The 21,460-nt window shown below is 69.4% G+C and carries 20 protein-coding genes; 11 read left to right on the top strand and 9 right to left on the bottom strand.

The window, feature by feature from the left end; genetic code table 11:
- The first annotated feature begins 32 nt into the window (after nt 1-32).
- Both ACWDV4_RS10655 and ACWDV4_RS10650 read left to right on the top strand, forming a co-directional pair.
- Nucleotides 33-389, top strand: a complete 357-nt coding sequence (locus ACWDV4_RS10655; protein ID WP_449976611.1) for a YkvA family protein — start codon at nt 33-35, stop codon at nt 387-389.
- 75 nt (nt 390-464) lie between these two features.
- Complete coding sequence (locus ACWDV4_RS10650; protein WP_449976609.1) at nt 465-1,835, top strand: cystathionine beta-synthase; 1,371 nt, start codon at nt 465-467, stop codon at nt 1,833-1,835.
- 60 nt (nt 1,836-1,895) lie between these two features.
- Here the strand turns inward: ACWDV4_RS10650 and ACWDV4_RS10645 are convergent, their stop codons facing one another.
- Together ACWDV4_RS10645 and ACWDV4_RS10640 are read right to left on the bottom strand one after the other, a co-directional pair.
- On the bottom strand, nt 1,896-3,659 hold the full coding sequence (locus tag ACWDV4_RS10645) for an aminotransferase class V-fold PLP-dependent enzyme (RefSeq protein WP_449976606.1): 1,764 nt from the start codon (nt 3,657-3,659) through the stop codon (nt 1,896-1,898).
- Nucleotides 3,660-3,691: 32 nt separating this feature from the next.
- A complete protein-coding gene (locus ACWDV4_RS10640) occupies nt 3,692-4,201 on the bottom strand; it encodes an N-acetyltransferase family protein (protein ID WP_449976604.1) in 510 nt (169 codons plus the stop codon).
- Between the two features lie 26 nt (nt 4,202-4,227).
- On the opposite strand from ACWDV4_RS10640, the gene ACWDV4_RS10635 reads away from it, so the two are divergent.
- Nucleotides 4,228-4,557: an MmcQ/YjbR family DNA-binding protein gene (locus ACWDV4_RS10635; protein WP_449976602.1), complete on the top strand. Its 330-nt coding sequence runs from the start codon at nt 4,228-4,230 to the stop codon at nt 4,555-4,557.
- Here the strand turns inward: ACWDV4_RS10635 and ACWDV4_RS10630 are convergent.
- The gene (locus ACWDV4_RS10630; RefSeq protein ID WP_449976600.1) at nt 4,517-5,467 is read right to left on the bottom strand and encodes a ribonuclease Z; all 951 of its coding nucleotides are present in this window, start codon (nt 5,465-5,467) and stop codon (nt 4,517-4,519) included. The two genes, ACWDV4_RS10635 and ACWDV4_RS10630, sit on opposite strands and share 41 nt — an antisense overlap.
- Before the next feature lie 319 nt (nt 5,468-5,786).
- The gene (gene msrA / locus ACWDV4_RS10625) at nt 5,787-6,449 is read right to left on the bottom strand and encodes a peptide-methionine (S)-S-oxide reductase MsrA (RefSeq protein WP_449976598.1); all 663 of its coding nucleotides are present in this window, start codon (nt 6,447-6,449) and stop codon (nt 5,787-5,789) included.
- A gap of 175 nt (nt 6,450-6,624) precedes the next feature.
- Between msrA and ACWDV4_RS10620 the strand changes: the two genes are divergently transcribed.
- Nucleotides 6,625-6,918 carry a VOC family protein gene (locus ACWDV4_RS10620; protein ID WP_449976596.1) on the top strand — a complete coding sequence of 98 codons (294 nt, stop codon included), beginning with the start codon at nt 6,625-6,627 and terminating at the stop codon, nt 6,916-6,918.
- 60 nt (nt 6,919-6,978) lie between these two features.
- On the opposite strand, the gene ACWDV4_RS10615 is transcribed toward ACWDV4_RS10620, so the two are convergent.
- On the bottom strand, nt 6,979-7,398 hold the full coding sequence (locus tag ACWDV4_RS10615; protein ID WP_449976593.1) for an HIT family protein: 420 nt from the start codon (nt 7,396-7,398) through the stop codon (nt 6,979-6,981).
- 23 nt (nt 7,399-7,421) lie between these two features.
- Between ACWDV4_RS10615 and ACWDV4_RS10610 the strand changes: the two genes are divergently transcribed.
- The 3 genes from ACWDV4_RS10610 (at nt 7,422) to ilvA (ending at nt 11,320) form a co-directional block, all read left to right on the top strand.
- Nucleotides 7,422-8,564: a cystathionine gamma-synthase gene (locus ACWDV4_RS10610; RefSeq protein ID WP_449976591.1), complete on the top strand. Its 1,143-nt coding sequence runs from the start codon at nt 7,422-7,424 to the stop codon at nt 8,562-8,564.
- Between the two features lie 13 nt (nt 8,565-8,577).
- Entirely contained in the window at nt 8,578-9,978 is a 1,401-nt protein-coding gene (locus ACWDV4_RS10605) for an amidase (protein ID WP_449976588.1), read from the top strand.
- Between the two features lie 130 nt (nt 9,979-10,108).
- Entirely contained in the window at nt 10,109-11,320 is a 1,212-nt protein-coding gene (gene ilvA / locus ACWDV4_RS10600) for a threonine ammonia-lyase (protein WP_449976587.1), read from the top strand.
- A gap of 86 nt (nt 11,321-11,406) precedes the next feature.
- Here ilvA and ACWDV4_RS10595 read toward each other — a convergent pair whose 3' ends face one another.
- The 4 genes from ACWDV4_RS10595 to ACWDV4_RS10580 form a co-directional block, all read right to left on the bottom strand.
- Nucleotides 11,407-12,321, bottom strand: a complete 915-nt coding sequence (locus ACWDV4_RS10595; protein ID WP_449976585.1) for a hypothetical protein — start codon at nt 12,319-12,321, stop codon at nt 11,407-11,409.
- A gap of 160 nt (nt 12,322-12,481) precedes the next feature.
- The gene (locus ACWDV4_RS10590; protein WP_449976582.1) at nt 12,482-13,819 is read right to left on the bottom strand and encodes an acyltransferase family protein; all 1,338 of its coding nucleotides are present in this window, start codon (nt 13,817-13,819) and stop codon (nt 12,482-12,484) included.
- Nucleotides 13,820-13,942: 123 nt separating this feature from the next.
- The gene (greA, locus tag ACWDV4_RS10585; RefSeq protein WP_449976579.1) at nt 13,943-14,437 is read right to left on the bottom strand and encodes a transcription elongation factor GreA; all 495 of its coding nucleotides are present in this window, start codon (nt 14,435-14,437) and stop codon (nt 13,943-13,945) included.
- Nucleotides 14,438-14,603: 166 nt separating this feature from the next.
- Nucleotides 14,604-15,029 (bottom strand): DUF4307 domain-containing protein, encoded by a 426-nt coding sequence (locus ACWDV4_RS10580; protein WP_449976577.1) that lies wholly within the window; start codon nt 15,027-15,029, stop codon nt 14,604-14,606.
- Between the two features lie 163 nt (nt 15,030-15,192).
- On the opposite strand from ACWDV4_RS10580, the gene mca reads away from it, so the two are divergent.
- The 4 genes from mca (at nt 15,193) to ACWDV4_RS10560 (ending at nt 21,447) form a co-directional block, all read left to right on the top strand.
- Nucleotides 15,193-16,089 (top strand): mycothiol conjugate amidase Mca, encoded by an 897-nt coding sequence (gene mca, locus ACWDV4_RS10575; RefSeq protein ID WP_449976726.1) that lies wholly within the window; start codon nt 15,193-15,195, stop codon nt 16,087-16,089.
- A gap of 51 nt (nt 16,090-16,140) precedes the next feature.
- Nucleotides 16,141-16,425 (top strand): hypothetical protein, encoded by a 285-nt coding sequence (locus ACWDV4_RS10570; protein ID WP_449976574.1) that lies wholly within the window; start codon nt 16,141-16,143, stop codon nt 16,423-16,425.
- A gap of 290 nt (nt 16,426-16,715) precedes the next feature.
- Entirely contained in the window at nt 16,716-19,268 is a 2,553-nt protein-coding gene (locus tag ACWDV4_RS10565; RefSeq protein WP_449976571.1) for a putative bifunctional diguanylate cyclase/phosphodiesterase, read from the top strand.
- A gap of 139 nt (nt 19,269-19,407) precedes the next feature.
- Entirely contained in the window at nt 19,408-21,447 is a 2,040-nt protein-coding gene (locus ACWDV4_RS10560; protein WP_449976568.1) for a thioredoxin domain-containing protein, read from the top strand.
- Nucleotides 21,448-21,460: the final 13 nt, after the last annotated feature.

Below are 21,460 nucleotides of genomic sequence, written 5' to 3'. Positions count from 1 at the left end.
GGTGCATCATGGCGAGAGGGAGGTCATGAGAGATGGCGAAGACACTGAAACGGACGGCGGCTTTCGCGGCGCTGGGGCGGGCACTGACCTCTGGCGCACGGGGTGGCCCGTCGCTGGGGAAGCGGATCGGTGCCCTGCCCCGCATGATCAAGGCAACTACCCGGGGCGAGTACGACGGCGGGCTGCGGCTGGCCCTGATGGTGGCCGCCACCGCGTACATCGCCTCCCCGGTCGACCTGGTGCCGGAGATGTTCCTGGCGATCTTCGGGCTCGCCGACGACGCCCTCATGATCACCTGGCTGGCGGGCAGCGTGCTCGGCGAGACCGAGCGGTTCCTGGAGTGGGAGCGTCGTCGTGAGACGGTGATCCCCGGGCATGTGGTGCACTGACGGCACGTAGGCTGGCTGAACTGCGACCATCCGCCCGGCGGCCAGCCGTCGGCACCTTGAGAAGGGCACAACGAGGTGCACTATTACGAAAACGTCGTCGATCTGATCGGCAATACCCCGCTGGTCCGACTGCGTAACGTGACCGAGGGCATCTCGGCGACCGTGCTTGCCAAGGTCGAATACCTCAACCCGGGTGGATCGGTCAAGGACCGGATCGCGACCCGGATGATCGAGGACGCGGAGCGGGCTGGGCTGCTCAAGCCGGGCGGCACCATCGTCGAGCCGACCAGCGGCAACACCGGTGTCGGACTGGCCCTGGCCGCCCAGCTCAAGGGCTACAAGTGCGTCTTCGTCTGCCCCGACAAGGTCAGCCAGGACAAGCAGGACGTGCTGCGGGCGTACGGGGCCGAGGTGGTGGTCTGCCCGACCGCCGTGGCCCCGGAGGACCCGCGCTCCTACTACAACGTCTCCGACCGGCTGGCCCGGGAGATCCCGGGGGCGTGGAAGCCCAACCAGTACGCCAACCCGGCCAACTCGCGTTCGCACTACGAGACCACCGGGCCGGAGCTGTGGAAGCAGACCGAGGGGCGGATCACCCACTTTGTGGCGGGTGTCGGCACCGGCGGCACCATCTCCGGCGTCGGCCGCTACCTGAAGGAAGCCTCCAACGGGGCGGTCAAGGTGATCGGCGCCGACCCGGAGGGATCGGTCTACTCCGGCGGCACCGGGCGGCCGTACCTGGTCGAGGGGGTCGGTGAGGACTTCTGGCCGGAGACGTACGACCGGACCATCTGTGACGACATCATCGAGGTCTCCGACAAGGACTCCTTCGAGCTGACCCGCCGGCTGGCCCGGGAGGAGGGGCTGCTGGTCGGCGGCTCCTGCGGGATGGCTGTGGTGGCCGCCCTGGAGGTCGCCCGGCAGGCCGGCCCGGACGACGTAATCGTGGTGCTGCTGCCCGACGGCGGCCGGGGCTACCTGTCGAAGATCTTCAACGACCAGTGGATGGCCCGGTACGGCTTCATGCAGACCGGGGGCACCGAGGCGACCGTGGCCGAGGCGCTGGCCAGCAAGCCGGGTGGGATCCCGGAGCTGGTGCACGTGCACCCGACCGAGACGGTCCGCGACGCGATCGACTACATGCGTGAGTACGGCGTCTCGCAGCTGCCGGTGCTCAAGGCCGAGCCGCCGGTGGTGACCGGCGAGGTGGCCGGTTCGATCGCCGAGCGGGACCTGCTCGACGCGCTCTTCACCGGCCAGGCACACCTGCACGACACGATCGAGCGGCACATGGGGGAGCCGCTGCCGATGATCGGCGGCGGGCAGCCGGTCAGCGAGGCAGTCAACATGTTGGAGAAGTCGGACGCCGCTCTGGTGCTGGTGGACGGTAAGCCCAAGGGCGTACTGACCCGGCAGGACCTACTGGCCCACCTGGGCGCCCGCTGAGGCGGGCACGCGCAGGCTGACGCGGGCACGCGCAGGCTGAGCTTCAGCGCAGCCCGGGGATCATCCGTGCAACGGGGTCTCCGGGCTGTGCTGTTTTGTCAGAAGGCAGATCTCCGGTAGGACGAACCAGCGCAGCTCCTCGAAGGAGGGCGACACCGACGACCCGGTGGCACCGTCGGCGCAGTCGCGCCCGTCGTGCCGCTCGAACAGCTCCCGGGCGTACGACAGGTAGCCTGCCAGCGCCTCCTCGCCCACTCGGTCGTGCCGACGCGGCCAGGCCGGCCCGGTCTCGGGGTAGTGCAGCTCATCGAGGCGTAGCGCCGGCTCGGGCGGCGGGTTCCGGTGTCGCCACAGCCCGGTCTCCGGGGTGAACCCGTAGTCGGGCAGCAGCTTCCAGCCGTGCGTGGCGACCAGGTCCACCGCGTCGATCAGGAACCGGCCCACCGGGTCGCTGAAGAAGTAGTTGAAGCCGAGCCGTACCCAGCCGGGTTTGATTCCGGCGCAGCCGGCAACGATCTCCTGTTCGAACCGGTGTGACCGGTCCAGGTCGATGCCGAGCAGTCGGTGGCCGTACGGCCCGGCGCACGAGCACCCGCCCCGGGCCTGAATACCGAAGAGGTCGTCGAGCAGGGCCACCACGAAGTTGTGGTGCAGGTGACGGCCGTCCGGCCGGCGTACCACAAAGGACACGATGGGCAGCCGGTCGGTGTGCGGGTTGCCGAGGATCTCGATTGCCGGGTTGTCGCTCCACGCGCTGATCGCCGTACGCCGGAACTGTTCCTCGCGGGCCCGGATCAGCTCGGTGCCGACCGCCTGCTTGAGCTGGAACACCAGACCGGCGCGGATCGACTCCACGATGGCCGGCGTACCGCCCTCCTCGCGGTGTACCGGATCGCGCAGGTAGCGGTGTTCCACGGCGTTGACGTAGTCGACCGTGCCGCCGCCGGGCACCGACGGGACCGGGTTGCGCAGCAGTTCCCGCCGTACGGCGAGCACGCCGGGGGTGCCCGGCCCACCGACGAACTTGTGCGGGGAGAGGAAGACCGCGTCCTTGTGGCCGAGCGGGAGACCGGTCCCGGCCATGTCGATGTCCACGTACGGGCCGGCGGCGGCGTAGTCCCAGAAGGCCAGCGCGCCGTGCCGGTGGAGTAGCTGACAGATCGGGCCGGTGTCGGTGAGGATGCCGGTCACGTTGGAGGCGGCCGAGAAGGAACCGATCTTCAACGGCCGGTGTCGATGCCGATGTAGTTCCACATCCAGCCGGTCGATGTCGATGTGGCCGTCGGCATCCTCCGGAATCACCACCACCTCGGCGGTCGACTCGCGCCACGGCAGTTCGTTGGAATGATGCTCGAACGGCCCGATGAAGACCACGGGCCGATCGTTGGCGTCGGGCCGGGCATCGGTCTCGGGCCGACCGTTGGCCGCAGCTGCCACCGGCTGCTGCTGTTGTGGTGGTCCGGAATGCAGGCCGAGGATCCGGATCAGCTTGTCGATGCCGCCGGTGGCACCGGAACCGGCGAAGATGACCACGGTCTGGTCGTCCCCGCCGATGGCCGTACGGATCAGCTCACGGGCCTCCTCCCGGAACCGGGTGGTCTGCCGGCCGGTGCTGGAGGACTCGGTGTGGGTGTTGGCGTAGTGCGGGAGCACCTCGTCGCGGATGAAGTCCTCGATGAACGACAGTGCCCGGCCGGAGGCGGTGTAGTCGGCGTAGGTGATCCGACGTGGCCCGTACGGCCCGGGAACGAGCCGGTCGTCGCCGATGACCGCCTCGCGGATGCGCCGTAACAGTGGCGGCTCCGGCGCAACGTCCCTGATCATCCCCTATTATGTGACGTGAAACACTTTGCTGGCTACGGCAGATCTCGGACATAGCGCAGCTGGCGGGTCAGCGCCGGGCCGACACCGCCCTCCCGTTCGGTGCCGTCGGCGACCCAGCCGCCCCGCTCGTAGAACCGGCGGGCGTGCGTGTTGTCGGCCAGCACCCACAGGGTCGCCCGGGACCAGCCGCGCTGACGCATCCGTTCCAGGGCGTCGACCACCAACGTCCGGCCGACGCCTCGGCCCTGCTCAGCGGGGTCGAGATGGATGGCGTACAGCTCGCCGGTGGCGGGCAGATCGGGACTCGGGCCGAGGTAGGTAAAGCCGACCAGTCGGTCACCGTCTTCGGCGACGGTCATCGTGTGGGTGTCCCGTTCGTACGGCCAGCGTTCGACCCACCAGCGACCCATGCTGTCGGCGGAGATCGCGGCCAGCGCGTCAGCGGGCACGATGTCCCGATATGCCGAGAGCCGGGCACGGTAGTGCAGTTCGCCGACCGCCATCAGGTCGCCGGCCTGCGCCGGGCGGAGGGTGATGCTCACCCCCACAACAGTAGTAGCGTGCCGACATGGCGACCTGGGAGACCCTGCGCGAGCTGGCCTCGGCGCTGCCGGAGGTCCAACATTCCACGTCCTACGGCACACCGGCCTGCAAGGTGCGGGGCAAGGTGTTCGCCCGGCTGCTGGAAGACGGCGAACGGGTCGCCATCTTCACCCACGAACGGGAGGCGCTGCTCGCGACGGACTCGGCGACCTTCACCGTTCCGGCGCACTACGTCAACTATCCGATGGTGGTGCTCAATCTATCCACTGTAGACCTGCGGGAGCTGCGGGAACTGCTCGTCGAGTCGTGGCGGATCAGGGCGCCGAAGCAGTTGGCGCAGTCCCTGCGCTGGTGACCCGGGGCGGCACCGGGACCCGGATCAGGTCCTCGGCCACCACCAGCTCGCCAGCGAACTCTTCGCGCGCCTCGGCCGCGAACCGGGCCGGATCGGGGTAGCGCTGCGAGAAGTGGGTGAGCACGAGCCGACGTACCCCGGACTCGGTCGCCACCCGCGCGGCCTGCGCCGCGGTGAGATGGCCGACCTCGGCGGCGAGCGCGGCGTCCTCGGCCAGGAAGGTCGACTCGATCACCAGCAGGTCGGCCCCCTCGGCCAGGGCGAACACGCCATCGCAGAGGCCGGTGTCCATTACGAAGGCAAAGCGCTGACCGGGTCGCCGTTCGCTCACCGCCGCCAACGGGACACGGCGCTCGCCGACGTCGACGTGACCGTCGCGGAGCAGGTCCCCGATGGCCGGGCCGGTGATGCCGTACGCGGCCAGCCGGTCGGCCAGCATCCGCCGGCCGTCCGGCTCCACCAGTCGGTAGCCGTACGTCTCGGTCGGGTGCCAGAGTCGCCGCGCCTCCAGCGTGCCGGCGTGGGTCTCGACCTGCTGCCCGTCCCGGGTGATCGGCTCGGGCCGGACCTCGGCGGTCTCGTAGAAGACGCTGGCGTGTCGCAGGCGTTCGAAGTAGTCCACGCCCTCGGCCGGGAAGTGGGCTGCTACCGGGTGCGGTACCCGGTCCAGCGAGAGCCGCTGGATCACCCCCGGCAGGCCGAGACAGTGGTCGCCGTGGAAGTGGGTGATGCAGATCCGGGTCAGCATGGTGGCGGAGAGACCAGCGAGTCGCATCTGCCGCTGGGTGCCCTCGCCGGGGTCGAACATGATCCCCTCGTCGTCCCAGAGCAGGACGTAACCGTTCTGGTTACGGCGTCGGGTCGGCACCTGACTGGCCGTACCCAGCACCGCGAGTTCGCGCCGTGACACGGGCCACCCTCCGCTGCTGTCCCACCCGCACAATAGGCGACCCCCGGGGCTCCACGCGCTCGCGTGGACCGGCTGGACTAGGGCCGGCACCCCGGGGGTCGGATGGCTGTCGTGGTTTCGCCGCACCGCTGCCACACGGTCTCGGCGGTAAGCACGCCCGTTCTGTCTGGGAACGGGCGCGGAAACTGTCAAGGACAGCGGCTAGCGGACAGCCACCTCACGAGTCCCAATGCCGTACAAAGTAGGACCACCTCCTTTCCCGTGTACGGCCAAACTATCCATCGCCCACTGCCGTTGCCAGTGATTTACCCCGACCGGCTCAGCCTCCGGTACGGGCAACCCCGACCGGGCAGGTCATGCCGGTCGGCCCGTGGGTGCAGTAGCCGTCCGGGTTCTTCGACGGGGCGAGGTACTGCTGGTGGTAGTCCTCGGCGAAGTAGTAGTCGCCCAGATCGTGGATCTCGGTGGTGATCTCCCCACGGCCGGTACGGGCAACCACCGGGGCGAACGCGTCCCGGGACGCCTCGGCGATTCGCCGCTGCTCCGGCGATGTGGTGTAGATCGCAGACCGGTACTGGGTGCCCACGTCGTTGCCCTGGCGCATGCCCTGGGTCGGGTCGTGGTTCTCCCAGAAGACCTTCAGCAGATCCTCGTAGCTGATCTTCGTGGGGTCGTACACCACCTGCACCACCTCGGCGTGCCCGGTGTGGCCGGAGCAGACCTCCTCGTACGACGGGTTGGGGGTGAACCCGCCGGCATAGCCGGCCGAGGTGGAGATCACCCCGGGCAGGCCCCAGAACAGCCGTTCGGCACCCCAGAAACAGCCCATCCCGAAGACGGCGACCTGGGCCCCGGGCGGCCACGGGCCATGCAGGCTGCTGTCGAGCACTGCGTGCCGGTCGGCCAGCCGGACCGGGGTGCTCCGGCCGGGCAGCGCCTTGTCCGGGGTGGGTAGTTCGGCCTTCATACGACGAAGGAACACGGTCGGACTCCTCTCGTACCTGTCCGGCGTGTACAACGCCAGCGGCCACCGCATCCTTACCCAGGTCGGCCCGGCACACGCCCGAGGGTCCCGGGTGTGTTTGCCGCCCGTCAGCCGGGTAGTCGGCGGTAGCCGACCGGGAGGAAGTCGGTAGCCGACCGGGAGGAACGAGACGATGCGCAGCGAGGCACCCGACTACTTCGTGCCGCAGGAGGGGGCGGTCCTCACCCACCTGCTGATCGTGCGCGACGTCGACCGGTCGCGGGAGTTCTACCAGCGGGTACTCGGGGCGGAAGCGGTCCGGGAACGGCAACCCTGCGTCCTGCGATCTCGGGGTGGCGAGTTCCTCACCGAGCCGAAGGACCACGGGATGGAGATCCGCTGCTACCTGCGGGATCCGGATGGCTACCTGATCGAGGTAGGCCAGGGCACCGGGATTCTGGCCGAGATGGGGCAGGCTCCGGCCTGAGCATGACCCCACCCAGCGGCCTGACCCCACCCAGCGGCCTGACCTACTCAGCGGCCTGGCCTATTCAGCTGCCAGGGCGGCGGCGATCCGGGCCGCGTAGTCGACCGCCTCGGCGTCGTCGGCGTACCGGTGTCGCGGCCAGAAGAACCCACGCAGGCCGTCGCCCTTGGTTCGCGGCACGACGTGGGTGTGCAGGTGCGGTACGGACTGGGAGACCCGGTTGTTGATCGCCACGAAGGTGCCGCCCGTGCCGAGCCCAGCCTCGACGGCGAGCGCGACCCGTCGGACCAGGCCGAAGTAGCCCGGCAACTCGGGAGCGGGCAGCTCACCCAGGGTCTCGACGTGCTCCCGGGGAACCACCAGCACATGCCCCCGGAACACCGGCCGGGTATCGAGGAACGCCACTCCGCCCGGCTCGTCGGCGACCCGGAAGGCCGACGCCGAACCCGCGACGATGGCACAGAAGACGCAGCCAGCCATCCGGGCAGACTAACCTCACTCAGATGAGTCACGGCTTTGAGACGCTTGCCATCCATGCCGGCCAGGAGCCGGACCCACGTACCGGGGCGGTGATCCCGCCGATCTACCAGACCAGCACCTTCGCCCAGGACGCCGTCGGCGAACCCCGGCTGGGTTACGAGTACAGCCGGTCGGCCAACCCGACCCGGGACGCCCTGCAGACCTGCCTGGCGACGCTGGAGCGGGGGCCGGTCGGCCTGGCCTTCGCCAGCGGTCTGGCCGCCGAGGACACCCTGCTGCGTACCGTCTGCAAGCCGGGAGACCACATCGTGATCCCGGACGACGCGTACGGCGGCACGTTCCGGCTGGTCGCCCGGGTGGCGCAGCGTTGGGGCCTGGGCTGGACGGCGGCGAAGGTCTCCGACCCGGATGCGGTGCGGGCCGCCATCGAACCCGGCAAGACGAAGATCATCTGGGTGGAGACGCCGACCAACCCGCTGCTCGGCATCGCCGACATCGCCGCCCTGGCCGGGATCGCCCACGATGCGGGCGCGCTGCTGGTGGTGGACAACACCTTCGCCTCGCCCTACCTGCAACAGCCCATCGCGCACGGCGCCGACGTCGTCCTGCACTCGACGACCAAGTACGTCGGTGGCCATTCCGACGTGGTCGGTGGGGCGCTGATCGCCGCCAGCACCAACCTTGGCGAGGAGTTGGCCTTCCATCAGAACGCGATGGGCGCGATCAGCGGGCCCTTCGACTCGTGGCTGACCCTGCGCGGCATCAAGACCCTCGGCGTACGGATGGACCGGCACTGTGACAACGCCGAGCGGATCGCCGCCTACCTGGACGGTCACCCGGCGATCAGCCAGGTGCTCTACCCGGGGCTGCCGGAGCACCCGGGGCACGAGACAGCGGCCAAGCAGATGCGGCGCTTCGGCGGCATGATCTCCTTCCGGGTCACCGGTGGCGAGGAGCAGGCGGTACGGGTCTGCAACCGGGCCAAACTGTTCGTCCTCGCCGAGTCGCTCGGTGGGGTGGAGTCCCTGATCGAGCACCCCGGCCGGATGACACACGCCAGCGCAGCCGGCTCGCCGCTTGAAGTTCCCGCCGATCTCGTGCGACTGTCTGTCGGCATCGAGACGGCCGATGATCTGCTCGCCGACTTGGAGCAGGCACTCGGCTGAGGCGCTGGGGAGGGTGGCCGTGCAGGAGATCATGCCGACCTGGGTGGGCGCGACCGCGAAGCAGATCGCTCGGGCGGTCCGACGGGGTGACGCGTCGGCGACCCAGGTCGTCGCCGACCACTTGGACCACATTGCCACCGGGGACCGGGAGCTGTCCGCGTTCCGCGTGGTCCGGGCCGGTGAGGCAATCGTCGAAGCGGAGAAGGTCGACGAGCAGGAGGAGTTGGCTGACCTGCCACTGGCCGGAGTGCCGGTCGCGGTCAAGGAGAACACCGCCGTGGCAGGCCTACCCACCTGGAACGGCTCCGCCGCGGCCCGCAGCCCGGTCGCCGAGGACGACCACGAGGTGGTCCGTCGGCTGCGGGGGGCGGGTGCGGTCATCCTCGGCGTGACCCGGATGCCGGAACTGGGCCTCTGGGCGCTCACCGACGACGAGACGGCGACGACGCGCAACCCGTGGCGGATCGACCGGACCCCGGGCGGATCCTCGGGTGGGTCTGCTGCGGCGGTGGCGGCCGGTCTGGTGCCGATGGCGCACGGCAACGACGGTCTGGGCTCGATCCGGATCCCGGCCGCCTGTTGCGGGCTCATCGGTCTCAAGCCAGGGCGTGGCGTGGTGCCCTGTCAGCTCGGCGCCAACGACTGGTTCGGGCTGGCCGAACACGGCATCCTGGCCACCACGGTCGCCGACGCGGCAGTGGGGTTCTCCGTACTCGCCGGCCGCCGGCCGGACAAACTGGTGCCCCCGCAGCGGCTGCGGGTGGCGATGTCGCTGCGCTCGCCCGTGCGGGGCGTACGTGCCGACGGGCCCAACCGGGACGCGGTCGCCACCGCGTCCCGGTTGCTGGCGGCGGCCGGGCACGACACGATCACCATCGACCCGGTCTATCCCACCGCGCTCAGCCTGCGGGGCACCGCCACCTGGTTCGCGGCGGCGGCTGAGGAGATCCGGGAGAGCGGGCTGGACCGGCGCAGCCTGCAACGGCGTAGCCGGCGACACGCTGCCGTGGGTGACTGGGTCGACCGGCGGGGGCTGGTTCGGGAAGCTGATCGGGCGCAGTGGCGGGAACGGTCCATCCAGTTCTTCTCCGACAACTCGGTGGACCTGCTGCTCACCCCGGCACTGGCCGCCACACCCCCGTCGGCGACCGGCTGGGCGAGCCGGTCCTGGCGGGCCAACCTGCTGACCAGCATCCGGTACGCGCCGTACGCGGCACCGTGGAACATCGCCGGCCTGCCGGCCCTGGTGGTGCCGGTCGGGCTGCGGCCGGACGGGTTGCCGGTCGCGGTGCAACTGGTCGGGCCGCCGGGATCGGAGCTGTTGCTGCTCGCCGTGGCCGGTCAGTTCGAGCTGGCCGCGCCCTGGCCCCGGCACGCGCCGGACTGGCCGCGCGTGCCGACCGCCGCCAGCTAGCCGAGCCGACTGCGCGTGCCCGACCGTGGCTGAGCTGGCGGCGCGTGCCGACCGCCGCCAGCTGAGCCGTTGGTCCCATGATCGTCCCCCAATCGTCGGTGTCACCGCAGGCAGATGGCACCATCAGCACATGACGCACCTGGTCGACCTGGCCGACGTACAGGCCGCGCGGGAACTGCTTTCGGGCATCACCCGCACCACCCCACTGGAGCCGTCCCGGCCACTCAGCGCAGCCCTGGGCGGCACCGCCTGGCTCAAGTGCGAGCACCTGCAACGCGCCGGGGCGTACAAGGTGCGGGGTGCGTACGTGCGGATCGCCCGGCTCTCCCCGGCCGAACGGGCCGGCGGGGTGGTGGCGGCCAGCGCCGGCAACCATGCTCAGGGGGTGGCGCTCGCCGCCGGCCTGCTCGGCACCACGGCCACGGTCTTCATGCCGGTGGGCGCTCCGCTGCCGAAGGTGGCGGCCACCAAGGGGTACGGTGCCCGAATCGAACTGGTCGGCAACAACGTCGACGAGTCGCTGGTCGCGGCCCAGGAGTTCGCCGACCGGACCGGAGCGGTCTTCATCCACCCGTTCGACCACCACGACGTGATCGCCGGGCAGGGCACGGTTGCGCTGGAGATCCTGGAGCAGTGCCCCGAGGTGCGGACGATCGTTGCCGGCATCGGCGGCGGTGGACTGATCTCGGGTATCGCGGTCGCGGCCAAGGCGCTGCGGCCAGACGTACGGGTGATCGGGGTGCAGGCGGCTGGCGCGGCGGCCTTCCCGCCCTCGCTGGTGGCCGGAGCGCCGGTACGGCTACCGGCGCACTCCACCATTGCCGACGGGATCGCCGTGGGCCGTCCCGGTGACGTCACGTTCGCCCACGTACGGGATCTGGTCGACGAGGTGGTCACGGTCTCCGAGGAGGACATCTCCCGGGCCTTGTTGATGCTGCTGGAGCGGGGCAAGCAGGTGGTGGAACCGGCGGGGGCGGTCGGGGTGGCCGCCCTACTGGCCGGTGCGGTCGAGGTGGAGACTCCGGTGGTGGCGGTGCTTTCCGGTGGCAACATCGACCCGCTGCTGCTGCTTCGGGTGATCGAGTACGGGTTGGCGGCGGCCGGTCGCTATCTGCGGTTCACCGTGCGGTGTACGGATCGACCGGGGCAGTTGGCGTCGCTGCTGCACCTGATTGCCGAGCACCGGGGCAACGTGGTGGACGTGGAGCACCAGCGGCAGAATCCGCATCTGCGGCTCGGCGAGGTCGAGGTGGCGCTCTCGGTCGAGACCCGTGGGGCGGAACATTCCGACAAGTTGATCAGCGCGTTGCGCAGCAGCGGATACCAGGTGGTCTTCGCCTGATCGGGCCGACTGGATAGGCGCGGGGGCGGTCCGAACGGACCGCCCCCGCTGTGCCTTACCCCGTGTGCGTGGCCCTACCGGCTAGCTCACTGGCCCGGCGTACGCTTCTGGAACTGCTTGAAGACGGACGCGTTGGCGCCGCGGGCGGCAACCGCCCCTTCCGCCGAACCAGCGAACTGGCGGAACGGGTTGCTGAGCACGAAGCCCTGGATGTCGAAGATGATTACGACGGGCTTGTTCACCTTGACGCGGAGCTTCATGTCCGAACCGAGCAGGGTCTGGGTGAAGTTCGCGGTCGGGGTGTTCGCAGTGAAGTTGATCGAGGAGTTTGCCGGGAAGGGACCCTCACCCCAGAGCGCCGCCCAGCCGGTGGCCGTCCCCATGTCGACGGTCAGGTTGGCCTGCACTGCGGCGTAGCCGCCAGCGAGGATCGGGGCGAAGTCGATCACCATGTCCGGCGTGGTGGTGGAGCCCTTCGGCAGCAGGCGGCCGGCCGAGTCGAAGGTGGCACCGCTGATGAAGTCCCGCCCGCCGGCAAAGCCGGCCAGGGTGACGACCCACCGGATCGGGTCGACCGGGACCGTCATGGTCGACCAGGTCTCGGAGTAGATCGAGGTCAGGTACTTCGGCTGCGCCGGGTTGTTCTGGCCGACGACGTACAGGTCGCCCCACTCGTCGGCGTAGACCGAGCCGACCGGGGAGGTCGGGTTCTGAACGGGAAGGCTATCGCTGGCGGTCTGACCGAGGCTCAGTCCCGGCCCTGACGGGTTCGGGTTGGTCAACCGAAGGGTGGGCTGGCTGGCGTTGCCTGCGGTGAGGCTCGTCGTGTTGGTGCCAGTGTTGGTGTCACCGATCTTCAGCGGATCTCCGTCGGCCGCTTGTGCCGGCGACGCGACAATCGAGCCGGCAACGCCAGCGCCGGCTACGCCGGCGGCCACCGTACCTGCTCGGCGCAGTAGACGCCGTCGGTTCATGACGTTGTCCTGCTGCTCGTCCCGCATCTACGTACCTCCATGTTGGTGCGTCCCCGTTTTCGCGGACTGAGGGATATTCGCAGATGTATCGACTAATAGGGATCATCTTTTCGGATGGGTGTCACGTGAGAAATTGGACAGATGACTGTGGACCGTCGCAAGTTGCGTCCGCGTTGATGATGCCCGGTCAGTTGCGTCCGGACATGCCTCGGTCGACCAGTTCCGGCTGTTGCGATTCCACCCATGCCATGGGCGTCTGGGCCGGAGTTGTCGGAAATTGTGCTGGGTCCGCCATCTCATTCCGATTCTTGGCCGGCTGTTCCTGATTCTCAGTCGCCCCTTGCTGGCCCCGCCAGCGTTGCCGCCAGCTGCCTACCGGCGGCGTGTAGTCCTTGAGACGCATCGCGGGACGCTCGATCAGGTGCCAGGACGGTATGGCGAACAGCAAGGTGCCGACCGCGGAGAGCAGGATGTACACGAAAAGCCCGTACTCTGCGCCACCCACCAGGGCGATCACCTGTTGGACCGGGAAGGCGTAGATGTATATCCCGTACGAATAGTCGCGGTCGCGACCGATGCTTTGCATCCGTGCTGGCAGGGCCACTGCCAGGTAGAACAGCAGGTAGGCGAAGGCCACCGTCCCGAAGACGAAGAACCCGCCCTGCCACAGGGAAAGCAGGAACACGGCACCGGCCACCAGGGCCAGCGCTCCGTGCATCGGCAACCGATGCCAGAAGAGCCGGATTACGGCACCGAGCAGAAACAGGAAGGCCAGATAGATGACCTGGCTCGTTATGAACGACCCGACCAGTGGGAACGGTCCCAAGTGCCCGCGTGGAGCAGGTCGGCTTGCCCAGGTTGGGCTGGCGAGGAAATCCTTGACGATGATGAGGTAACACGCGGCAGTGAATATCAGTACGACCCGGGGTGCTTGGCGGAGCGCCGCCGTGACGGCAAGGACGCCGACAAGGACATAGCAGGCTAGCTCGTACTTCAGGCTCCACAACGAGCCGTCGAACGCGCTCGCTCCACCGGTCCTCTGGCCGTACGGTGTGTCGGCCAACAGGCCCGAGATCTGGTACTGGCTCATTGAGGCGAACCAGTTGGTGGTGATGTAGTCGATCGGGCCGGCGGGGTGACTCCAGAAGCCGTCCAGGCTGCCTTTCTCGTAGAGCGCGACCAGTGGCGCGATCACCAGCGCGGTCACGATGAGGCAGACCCAGAGGCCGGGAAAGATACGCAGGAGGCGGTGCCACGCGAACCGCCCCACGGGGAACTTCAGCCCACTGCCGGTAATGAGGAATCCGGAGAGGATGAAGAACCCGTAGACGGAGAGGGTGCCGAGATCGGTCTGACCAGAGGTTTCGCGTGTCCCGAGGTTTGGTTGGCCGATCCCGAGCGGCCAGGCGTGCGCCACCAGCACCGCCGACGCCAGGACGAGTCGGAGGAGGCCGATGGAGTTGTGTCGAGAAGAGAAACGATCTTTCAGGGTCGGTGGGCGGAACCGATCCCAAAGTGTCCTCACAGCGCCATCTCCTCTATTCGATCGCTGCGGCCGACACGCCGCGTTGGCAATCTAGGCGATGCCGCGGAAATGACGTAGCCGGCCGTACACCGTATCGGCTGTGAGGGCGACGCGGGGCGGCGGTTAGCCGGCGAAGGGCTCGAACCGGTCCACGGTCACCTTGATGTCGGCGCCACTCGGCGCGGTGTAGGTGACGGTCTGACCGGAGCGGGCACCGAGGATCGCCTTTCCGAGCGCGGACTCCGGGCTGTAGACGGTCAGGTCGGTCGTCGAGGAGATCTCCCGCGAGCCGAGCAGGAAGGTCTCGGTGTCCGACTCGTCGTCGTCGAAGTGGATCGTGACGACGGTGCCGGGAGCGACCTTGTCAGCGGTCGGTGCCTCGCCGACCTGCGCGGTACGCAGCAGTTCCTGGAGGTAGCGGATGCGCCCCTCCTGCTTTCCCTGCTCCTCGCGGGCGGCGTGGTAGCCACCGTTCTCCCGCAGATCGCCCTCCTCGCGTCGGGCGTTGATTTCGGCGGCGATGACCGGCCGACCTGCGATCAACTCGTCGAGTTCGGCCTGAAGTCGGTCGTACGCGTCCTGGGACAACCAGGTGGCGGGCGCCTCGCGGTCGGTCACAGACGATCTCCTTGGATGGACGGTGGGACGGGCCTACCGTTACTGACAAGAACTACCAAGTTACCAGTGGGATGCCGAAACGACGTCGGATGATCTTCGTTCGCCCCGCCACTCGGCCGAATCGGCAGTTCAGGCAGCCGGCATCCACCGCCGGTTGGGGGCAGGATCAGTCAGCGGCCCGGCAGCGCAGCACCTCGCCGAGGAAGGCCTCACCGGTGGTGGCCAGTCGGTGCTGCACGATCAGGTGCTCCTGGCCCGCCGCGGCGGTGACTCGGACCTGTTCCCGGGCCACTTCCGCACCGTCCCGGGAGCGGGCCCGCAGCACGCAGTCCGCCGCGCCGCCGGGCGGCACCGTGACCTGGAATTTCACCATGATCTGCGTGTCGGTGATGTCGGTGTAGGTGATCACTTCGGGGTCGTAGAGCGGATCGCCGTACTGCTGGTAGAGGCGTACCGACACCAGGCCCATGGCCGCGACCAGCCCGACTGCCGCCAGGCCCGCGAGCCAGGGCCGGCCGCGCCGGGTAGCGCGACGCCGGCCGTACCGCCCGGGCGGGAAGATCGGTGCGGATGTGGCGTGCGTCTCGGACACCGGAGGAAATCTCCTAGGCTTGTTCTCGGTTACATCGGCCAGAATGACAGGGTCCATCTTGTCAGTCGGCTGGTCGGCCGACTCTGGCAGGTGGCCCGACCAAGCGCAGGTCAGACTATCCGGCTTAGGTCGGCAACGGGGAACAGACGAGGGAGTGCCCGAGTTGGCAGAGCAACTACGCCTCATGGCCGTCCATGCCCACCCCGACGACGAGTCGAGCAAGGGCGCCGCGACGATGGCCAAGTACCTCGCCGAGGGGGCCCAGGTCCTGGTGGTGACATGCACCGGGGGTGAACGGGGCAGCGTACTCAACCCGAAGCTGGACCGTCCCGACGTCTGGGCCAACATCGCCGAGATTCGGCGTGCCGAGATGGACGCCGCCCGGGCCATCCTCGGCGTCGAGCAGGCCTGGTTGGGCTTCGTCGACTCGGGGCTGCCCGAGGGCGACCCGCTGCCGCCGCTGCCCGAGGGGTGTTTCGCGCTCCAGGATGTCGAGGTCGCCGCCGGTCCGCTGGTACGCCTGATGCGGGAGTTCCGTCCGCACGTGGTGACCACCTACGACGAGAACGGCGGTTACCCGCACCCGGACCACATCATGTGCCACAAGATCAGCATGGCGGCGTTCGAGGCGGCCGGTGACCCGGCCCGATACCCGGAGCTGGGCGAGCCGTGGCAGCCGCTGAAGCTCTACTACGACATCGGCTTCTCCAGGGCCAAGATCATGGCGTTGCACGAGGCCATGCTGGCCGACGGGCGCGAGTCGCCGTACGTCGAATGGCTCGAACGGTGGGGCGACAGCCCGGACAAGGGTGCGCGGATCACCACCCAGGTCGAATGCGGGCAATACTTCCCGGTACGGGACGACGCGTTGCGGGCCCACGCCACCCAGGTCGACCCGGACGGTTTCTTCTTCCAGGTGCCGATGGGGATCCAGCGGCAGGCGTGGCCCACCGAGGACTTCGAACTTGCTCGATCCCTGGTGGAGAGCCCACTGCCGGAGTCCGACCTGTTCGCCGGGGTACGGGCCGCCGGGGCCGTGGACACCACCGATCAGCGCTGACGGGCAGGGGCGTAACGTGGACCCAGTTGCGCACTGCGAAGGAGTCCAGTCATGTTGACCGCCGCACAGGTGCTCGCGGAGAACAACTTCGGGGACACCCGGACCGGCGGGCTGGCCGGCCCGATGGGCCTGTTCCTCATCGTGCTGCTGGCGATCGCCACGGTGCTGCTGATCCGCAACATGAACGGCCGGCTGCGCCGCCTGCCCGAGCAATTCCCGGACCAGGCGGCCGGTGGTTCCGTCGACCAATCGGCAGCTGTCGACCGATCGGCGGCCACAGTCCTTGATCCGACAGCTGGCCCGCTGACCCAGGAAGCTGACGGAAAGCCCTCCTAAGCCGCTCACCAGGGACGGGACCCACACTCGGGGGCCTAATGCCGACTAACCGGGTCCTCCGCCCCCTGTTGCACGCCACCGGTTTGCCTTAGCCTTCCCGCCGGGGACCAAAAGTCCCCGCAGCATGCGCGGAAGGGGGCACCGATGTCGGTGGGATGGTTCGTCGCCCCGCGTTTCCCCCGTCGCTGCCCGGGTTGGGGCACGTCGGCGTCCACCCGGTCGAGGCCCGATGCCCGGTGTCCGCGCCACCCGACGCCCAGCCCAGCGGGGCGTACGGCCGGAGGAGATCCGTGACGACCGGCCGGCGGATCCGGTGGCTCGTCGCCCGCAGCGGCTTTCCGGAGCTTCCGCCCCGCCTCCAGGTCGTGAGTGGCACTCTGCTCGCCGCCGCGCTCGTCGTGGCCGGGACGGGCCTCGCCCTCCCCGCGGATCTGCCGTCCGACTCGGCGCTACCAGCCCTGGCCCGGTTCGGTCTGGTAGTCGGGCTGACCATGTGCGCCCACCTCGCCCGGTTACGGTTCCGGATCGGGACCGGCGAGGTCATCGTCTCCTGGGGCGAAGCGGCCTTCATCGTCGTCTGCTATCTTGCGCCGCCTGGCTGGCTACCGGCCGCCACCCTACTCGGCACCGGACTCGCCTGGACCCTGGCAGCGATCTTCACGGACCGGGGGCCGGCCGTCAAGGTCGTACACAACGCCGCGGCGATGACCATCGCCGTGACGCTAGCCGCCAGCGTCACCGCCATCTTCGGCACCCCGCTCGGGGCCGGGTTGACGCCCGGTCTCGCCGTCGGACTCGCCCTCGGTGCAGCCACATATCTGCTGGTCACCGTGGGGGTGGCCGGGATCACGATATCCCTGCGGCACCGATTGCCCATCGGGCCGCTGCTGCTGCGGGTGCTGCGGGGAAAGTCACTGATGTTCGTCGGCAACGTGCTGGTTGGCCTCGCCGTGGTCACCCTGGTCGATCTCGACCCCCGCTGGCTGCTGCTCCTGCCCCCCGCACTGTGGGTGCTCCAGCAGACCTACCGCCACCAGCTACGGGCCGACGACGAACGTCGGACCTGGCGAGCCTTTGCCGAGGCCACCAGGGCGCTCAACCAGCTCGATGAACGCGGCGTTGCCACCGCCGGTATCGGCGGCGCGTTGGTTCTGTTCGGAGCGGAACTGGTCGACATCGACGTGCTGCGCCGAGACGGACGCTGGTGGCGCTATCGGGGCGACGCCAGCGGCCGAGTGGTGGACCGGGAATTGCCGGTGCCACCCCACCCGGAGGGCAGTGACCACGAACTGACCCGATCCCTGATGGTGGGTGCCGTGCACGTCGGGGAGCTGCGGGCGCGCTTCCCCCGCTCGATCCGGCCGGACGAGCGGGAGCAGGACGCCCTGTCGGCGTACGGGGATGCCCTCGGTGCCGCCCTGCACGATGCCGCCACCCATCGCGAACTGCGGAGGGTAACGGCCCGCTCCTCCTACGAGGCGTTGCACGATCCGCTCACCAACCTGGTCAATCGGGGAGCGATGCTCAGCAAGGGCGACCTGGCCCTGCACCAGCTCGGTCACGACCATCCGGTGGCGTTGCTGCTGCTGGACATCAACCACTTCAAGGAAGTCAACGACACGCTGGGGCACGCCGCCGGTGACGAACTGCTCCAGGTGGCCGGGGCCCGGCTGGCGGCGCTGGCCCGACCCGGGGAGTTGCTCGGACGACTCGGCGGGGACGAATTCGCCCTGCTGATTACCGGCCTGCCGATGCTCGGCGAGCCCGCATCCGGGGCCGATCGGTCCCCGCTGGCGTTGCCCGCATTGCGTCGGGCCCGGGAGATCGTGGACCGGCTCGCCGATCCGTCCGAGGTGGCCGGAGTACGGATGTCGGTGGAGGCCTCGGTGGGCGTGGTGGTGGCCGGTGCGGGCACCGCCGACATGACCGAGCTGCTGCGGCGGGCCGACATCGCCATGTACCAGGCAAAGGAGGGCGGCAGCAGCGTTGCTGCGTACGACAGCAGCCGGGACGCTGCCAGCACCGATCAGCTTGCGTTGCTCGCCGAACTCCGGGAGGCGCTGGAGAGCGACGACCAGCTCATCCTGGCCCTGCAACCGGCGGTCGACCTGACCACCGGGGCACCGACCGGGGTGGAGGCGCTGATCCGTTGGCAGCATCCCCGCCGGGGCTGGCTCAACCCGGCCGACTTCGTACGGCCGGTCGAAGGCAGTGAGCTACTGGGGGCGTTCACCCGCTACGTCATCGACAAGGCGCTCGCGGTGGCCGCCGAGTGGGCCCGGCACGGCCTCGACGTACCGATCTCGATCAACCTGTCGGCCCGCAGTCTGCTCGACCCCCGGCTGCCCGCCGAGGTGGCCGACACGCTGCGCCGCCACCAGGTGCCGCCGCACCGGCTCGTCCTGGAGATCACCGAGACGGTGATGATGAGCGAGCTGGAGGTCATCGACGATGTGCTCGCCGCCCTCCGGGCAATGGGCGTACAGCTCGCTGTGGACGACTTCGGCACCGGATTCTCGTCGTTGACCTTCCTGACCCGTATCACCGTGGACGAGTTGAAGGTGGACCGGTCGTTCGTAATGCGGATGGCCGAGTCGCCGGAGGCTGCCGCGATCGTCCGGACCACCGTGGAGTTGGGCCGGGAGCTGGGACTACGGGTGGTCGCCGAAGGCGTGGAGACGGCCGACCAGCGGGCGGTCCTGGCCGAGTTGGGCTGCACAGCAGCCCAGGGCTACCACTTCTTCAAGCCGATGCCGTCCGACAAGATCGTGATAGTGCTGCGTTCGCTGGTCGACTCCAGCCCGGCCCGGGTCTTCCCACTGCGCGCCGACGGAGCGTCTTAGTCGTACCCGGGAACCGGGGCTCCGCCCGCGCCGGACGCTGATCCCACGCCGGCCAGGCCGTGGTTGTTGATCCCACGCCGGGCGGCCTTCCCAGGGCGGACCGTGCGCGGGGCGGCTCGGGGCTGGATATGGTCGTCGGGTGAATCGACTGGCCAGCGCGACCAGCCCATATCTGCAACAGCACGCCGACAACCCGGTCGACTGGTGGCCGTGGTGTGACGAAGCCTTCGCCGAGGCCCGGCGGCGGGACCTACCGGTGCTGATCTCTGTCGGCTACTCCGCCTGCCACTGGTGCCACGTCATGGCGCACGAATCGTTCGAGGATGAGGCCGTCGGCCGGCTGCTCAACGAGAACTTCGTGTCGATCAAAGTGGACCGGGAGGAACGCCCGGACGTCGACGCCGTCTACATGACCGCCACCCAGGCGATGAGCGGGCAGGGCGGCTGGCCGATGACCGTCTTCGCCACCCCGGACGGCACCCCGTTCTTCTGTGGCACCTACTTCCCCCGCGCCAACTTCGTACGGTTGCTGGAATCGGTGACCACGGCGTGGCGTGACCAGCGCGAAGAGGTGCTGCGGCAGGGGGCCGCGGTGGTCGAGGCGATCGGCGGCGCGCAGGCCGTCGGCGGACCCACCGCCCCGCTCACCGCCGAACTGCTCGACGCCGCCGCCGACCAGCTCGCCAAGGAGTACGACTCGACGAACGGCGGCTTCGGCGGGGCACCGAAGTTCCCACCGCACATGAACCTGCTCTTCCTGCTGCGGCACTACCAGCGCACCGGCTCTGCTGAGGCACTGGAGATCGTCCGGCACACCTGCGAGGCGATGGCCAGGGGTGGCCTCTACGACCAGCTGGCCGGCGGCTTTGCCCGCTACTCGGTGGACGGGCACTGGACCGTGCCGCACTTCGAGAAGATGCTCTACGACAACGCGCTGCTGCTGCGGGTCTACACCCAGCTGTGGCGGCTGACCGGTGACCCGCTGGCCCGCCGGGTCGCCCAGGACACCGCCTGGTTCCTCGCCAACGATCTCCACCAGTCGGGGGGCGGGTTCGCGTCGGCGCTGGACGCCGACGCCGAGGGGGTGGAAGGGCTGACCTACGCCTGGACGCCGGCCCAACTGGTCGAGGTGCTCGGCGAGGAGGATGGGGCCTGGGCCGCGGACCTGTTCGGGGTGACATCCGACGGCACGTTCGAGCACGGCACCAGCGTGCTGCGGTTGGCTCGGGACATCGACGACGCGGACGCGGCGATCCAGCAGCGTTGGTGGAACGTCACCCACCGGCTGTTGGCGGCTCGGCTCAACCGCCCGCAGCCGATGCGGGACGACAAGGTGGTGGCCGCCTGGAACGGGCTGGCGATCACCGCCATCGCCGAGTTCAGCCAGTACGCCGACACGTTCGGCCCGGCAGGGCCCGACGACTCGTCGCAGACGCTGGAGAGCGTCGCCGAGGCGGCCTGGGGGGCGATGCGGAAGGCCGCCGAGGAACTGGCCAACGTGCACATCGTCGACGGTCGGCTGCGGCGGGTGTCCCGGGACGGGGTGGTGGGCGAGCCGGCCGGGGTGCTGGACGACTATGGCTGTGTGGCCGAGGCGTTCTGCGCCATGCACCAGATCACCGGCGAGGGCCGCTGGCTGGAGCTGGCCGGGCAGTTGCTCGACACGGCGCTGGCCCGGTTCGCCACCGGCAACGGTGGGTTCTACGACACCGCCGACGACGCCGAGCAACTGGTCACCCGGCCGGCCGACCCAACCGACAACGCCACCCCGTCCGGGCTGTCGTCGCTGGTTGCCGCGCTGGTGACGTACTCGGCGTTGACCGGGGAGCCGAGCTATCGGGAGGCCGCCGAGTTGGCGCTCGGCACGGTCGCGCCGATCGTCGGGCGGCACCCCCGGTTCACCGGTTACGCCGCCACCGTGGGCGAGGCGCTGCTCTCCGGCCCGTACGAGATCGCGATCGTCACCGTCGACCCGACCGAGGAGCCGCTGCTGCGGGCCGCCCACCGGCATGCCCCACCCGGGGCGGTGATCGTGGCGGGTACCGCTGACCAGGCCGGGGTGCCGCTGCTGCGGGACCGGCCGATGCTCGACGGGGCCCCGACGGCGTACGTCTGCCGTGGCTTCGTCTGCGACCGGCCGGTCACCTCAGCGGAGGAGTTGACCGCCCAGCTCAGCTAGCTCCGGCTGTTAG

The sequence above is a fragment of the Micromonospora sp. NPDC003197 genome (genome assembly GCF_053590565.1).
This window is presented reverse-complemented; position numbering and strand designations above follow the sequence as displayed.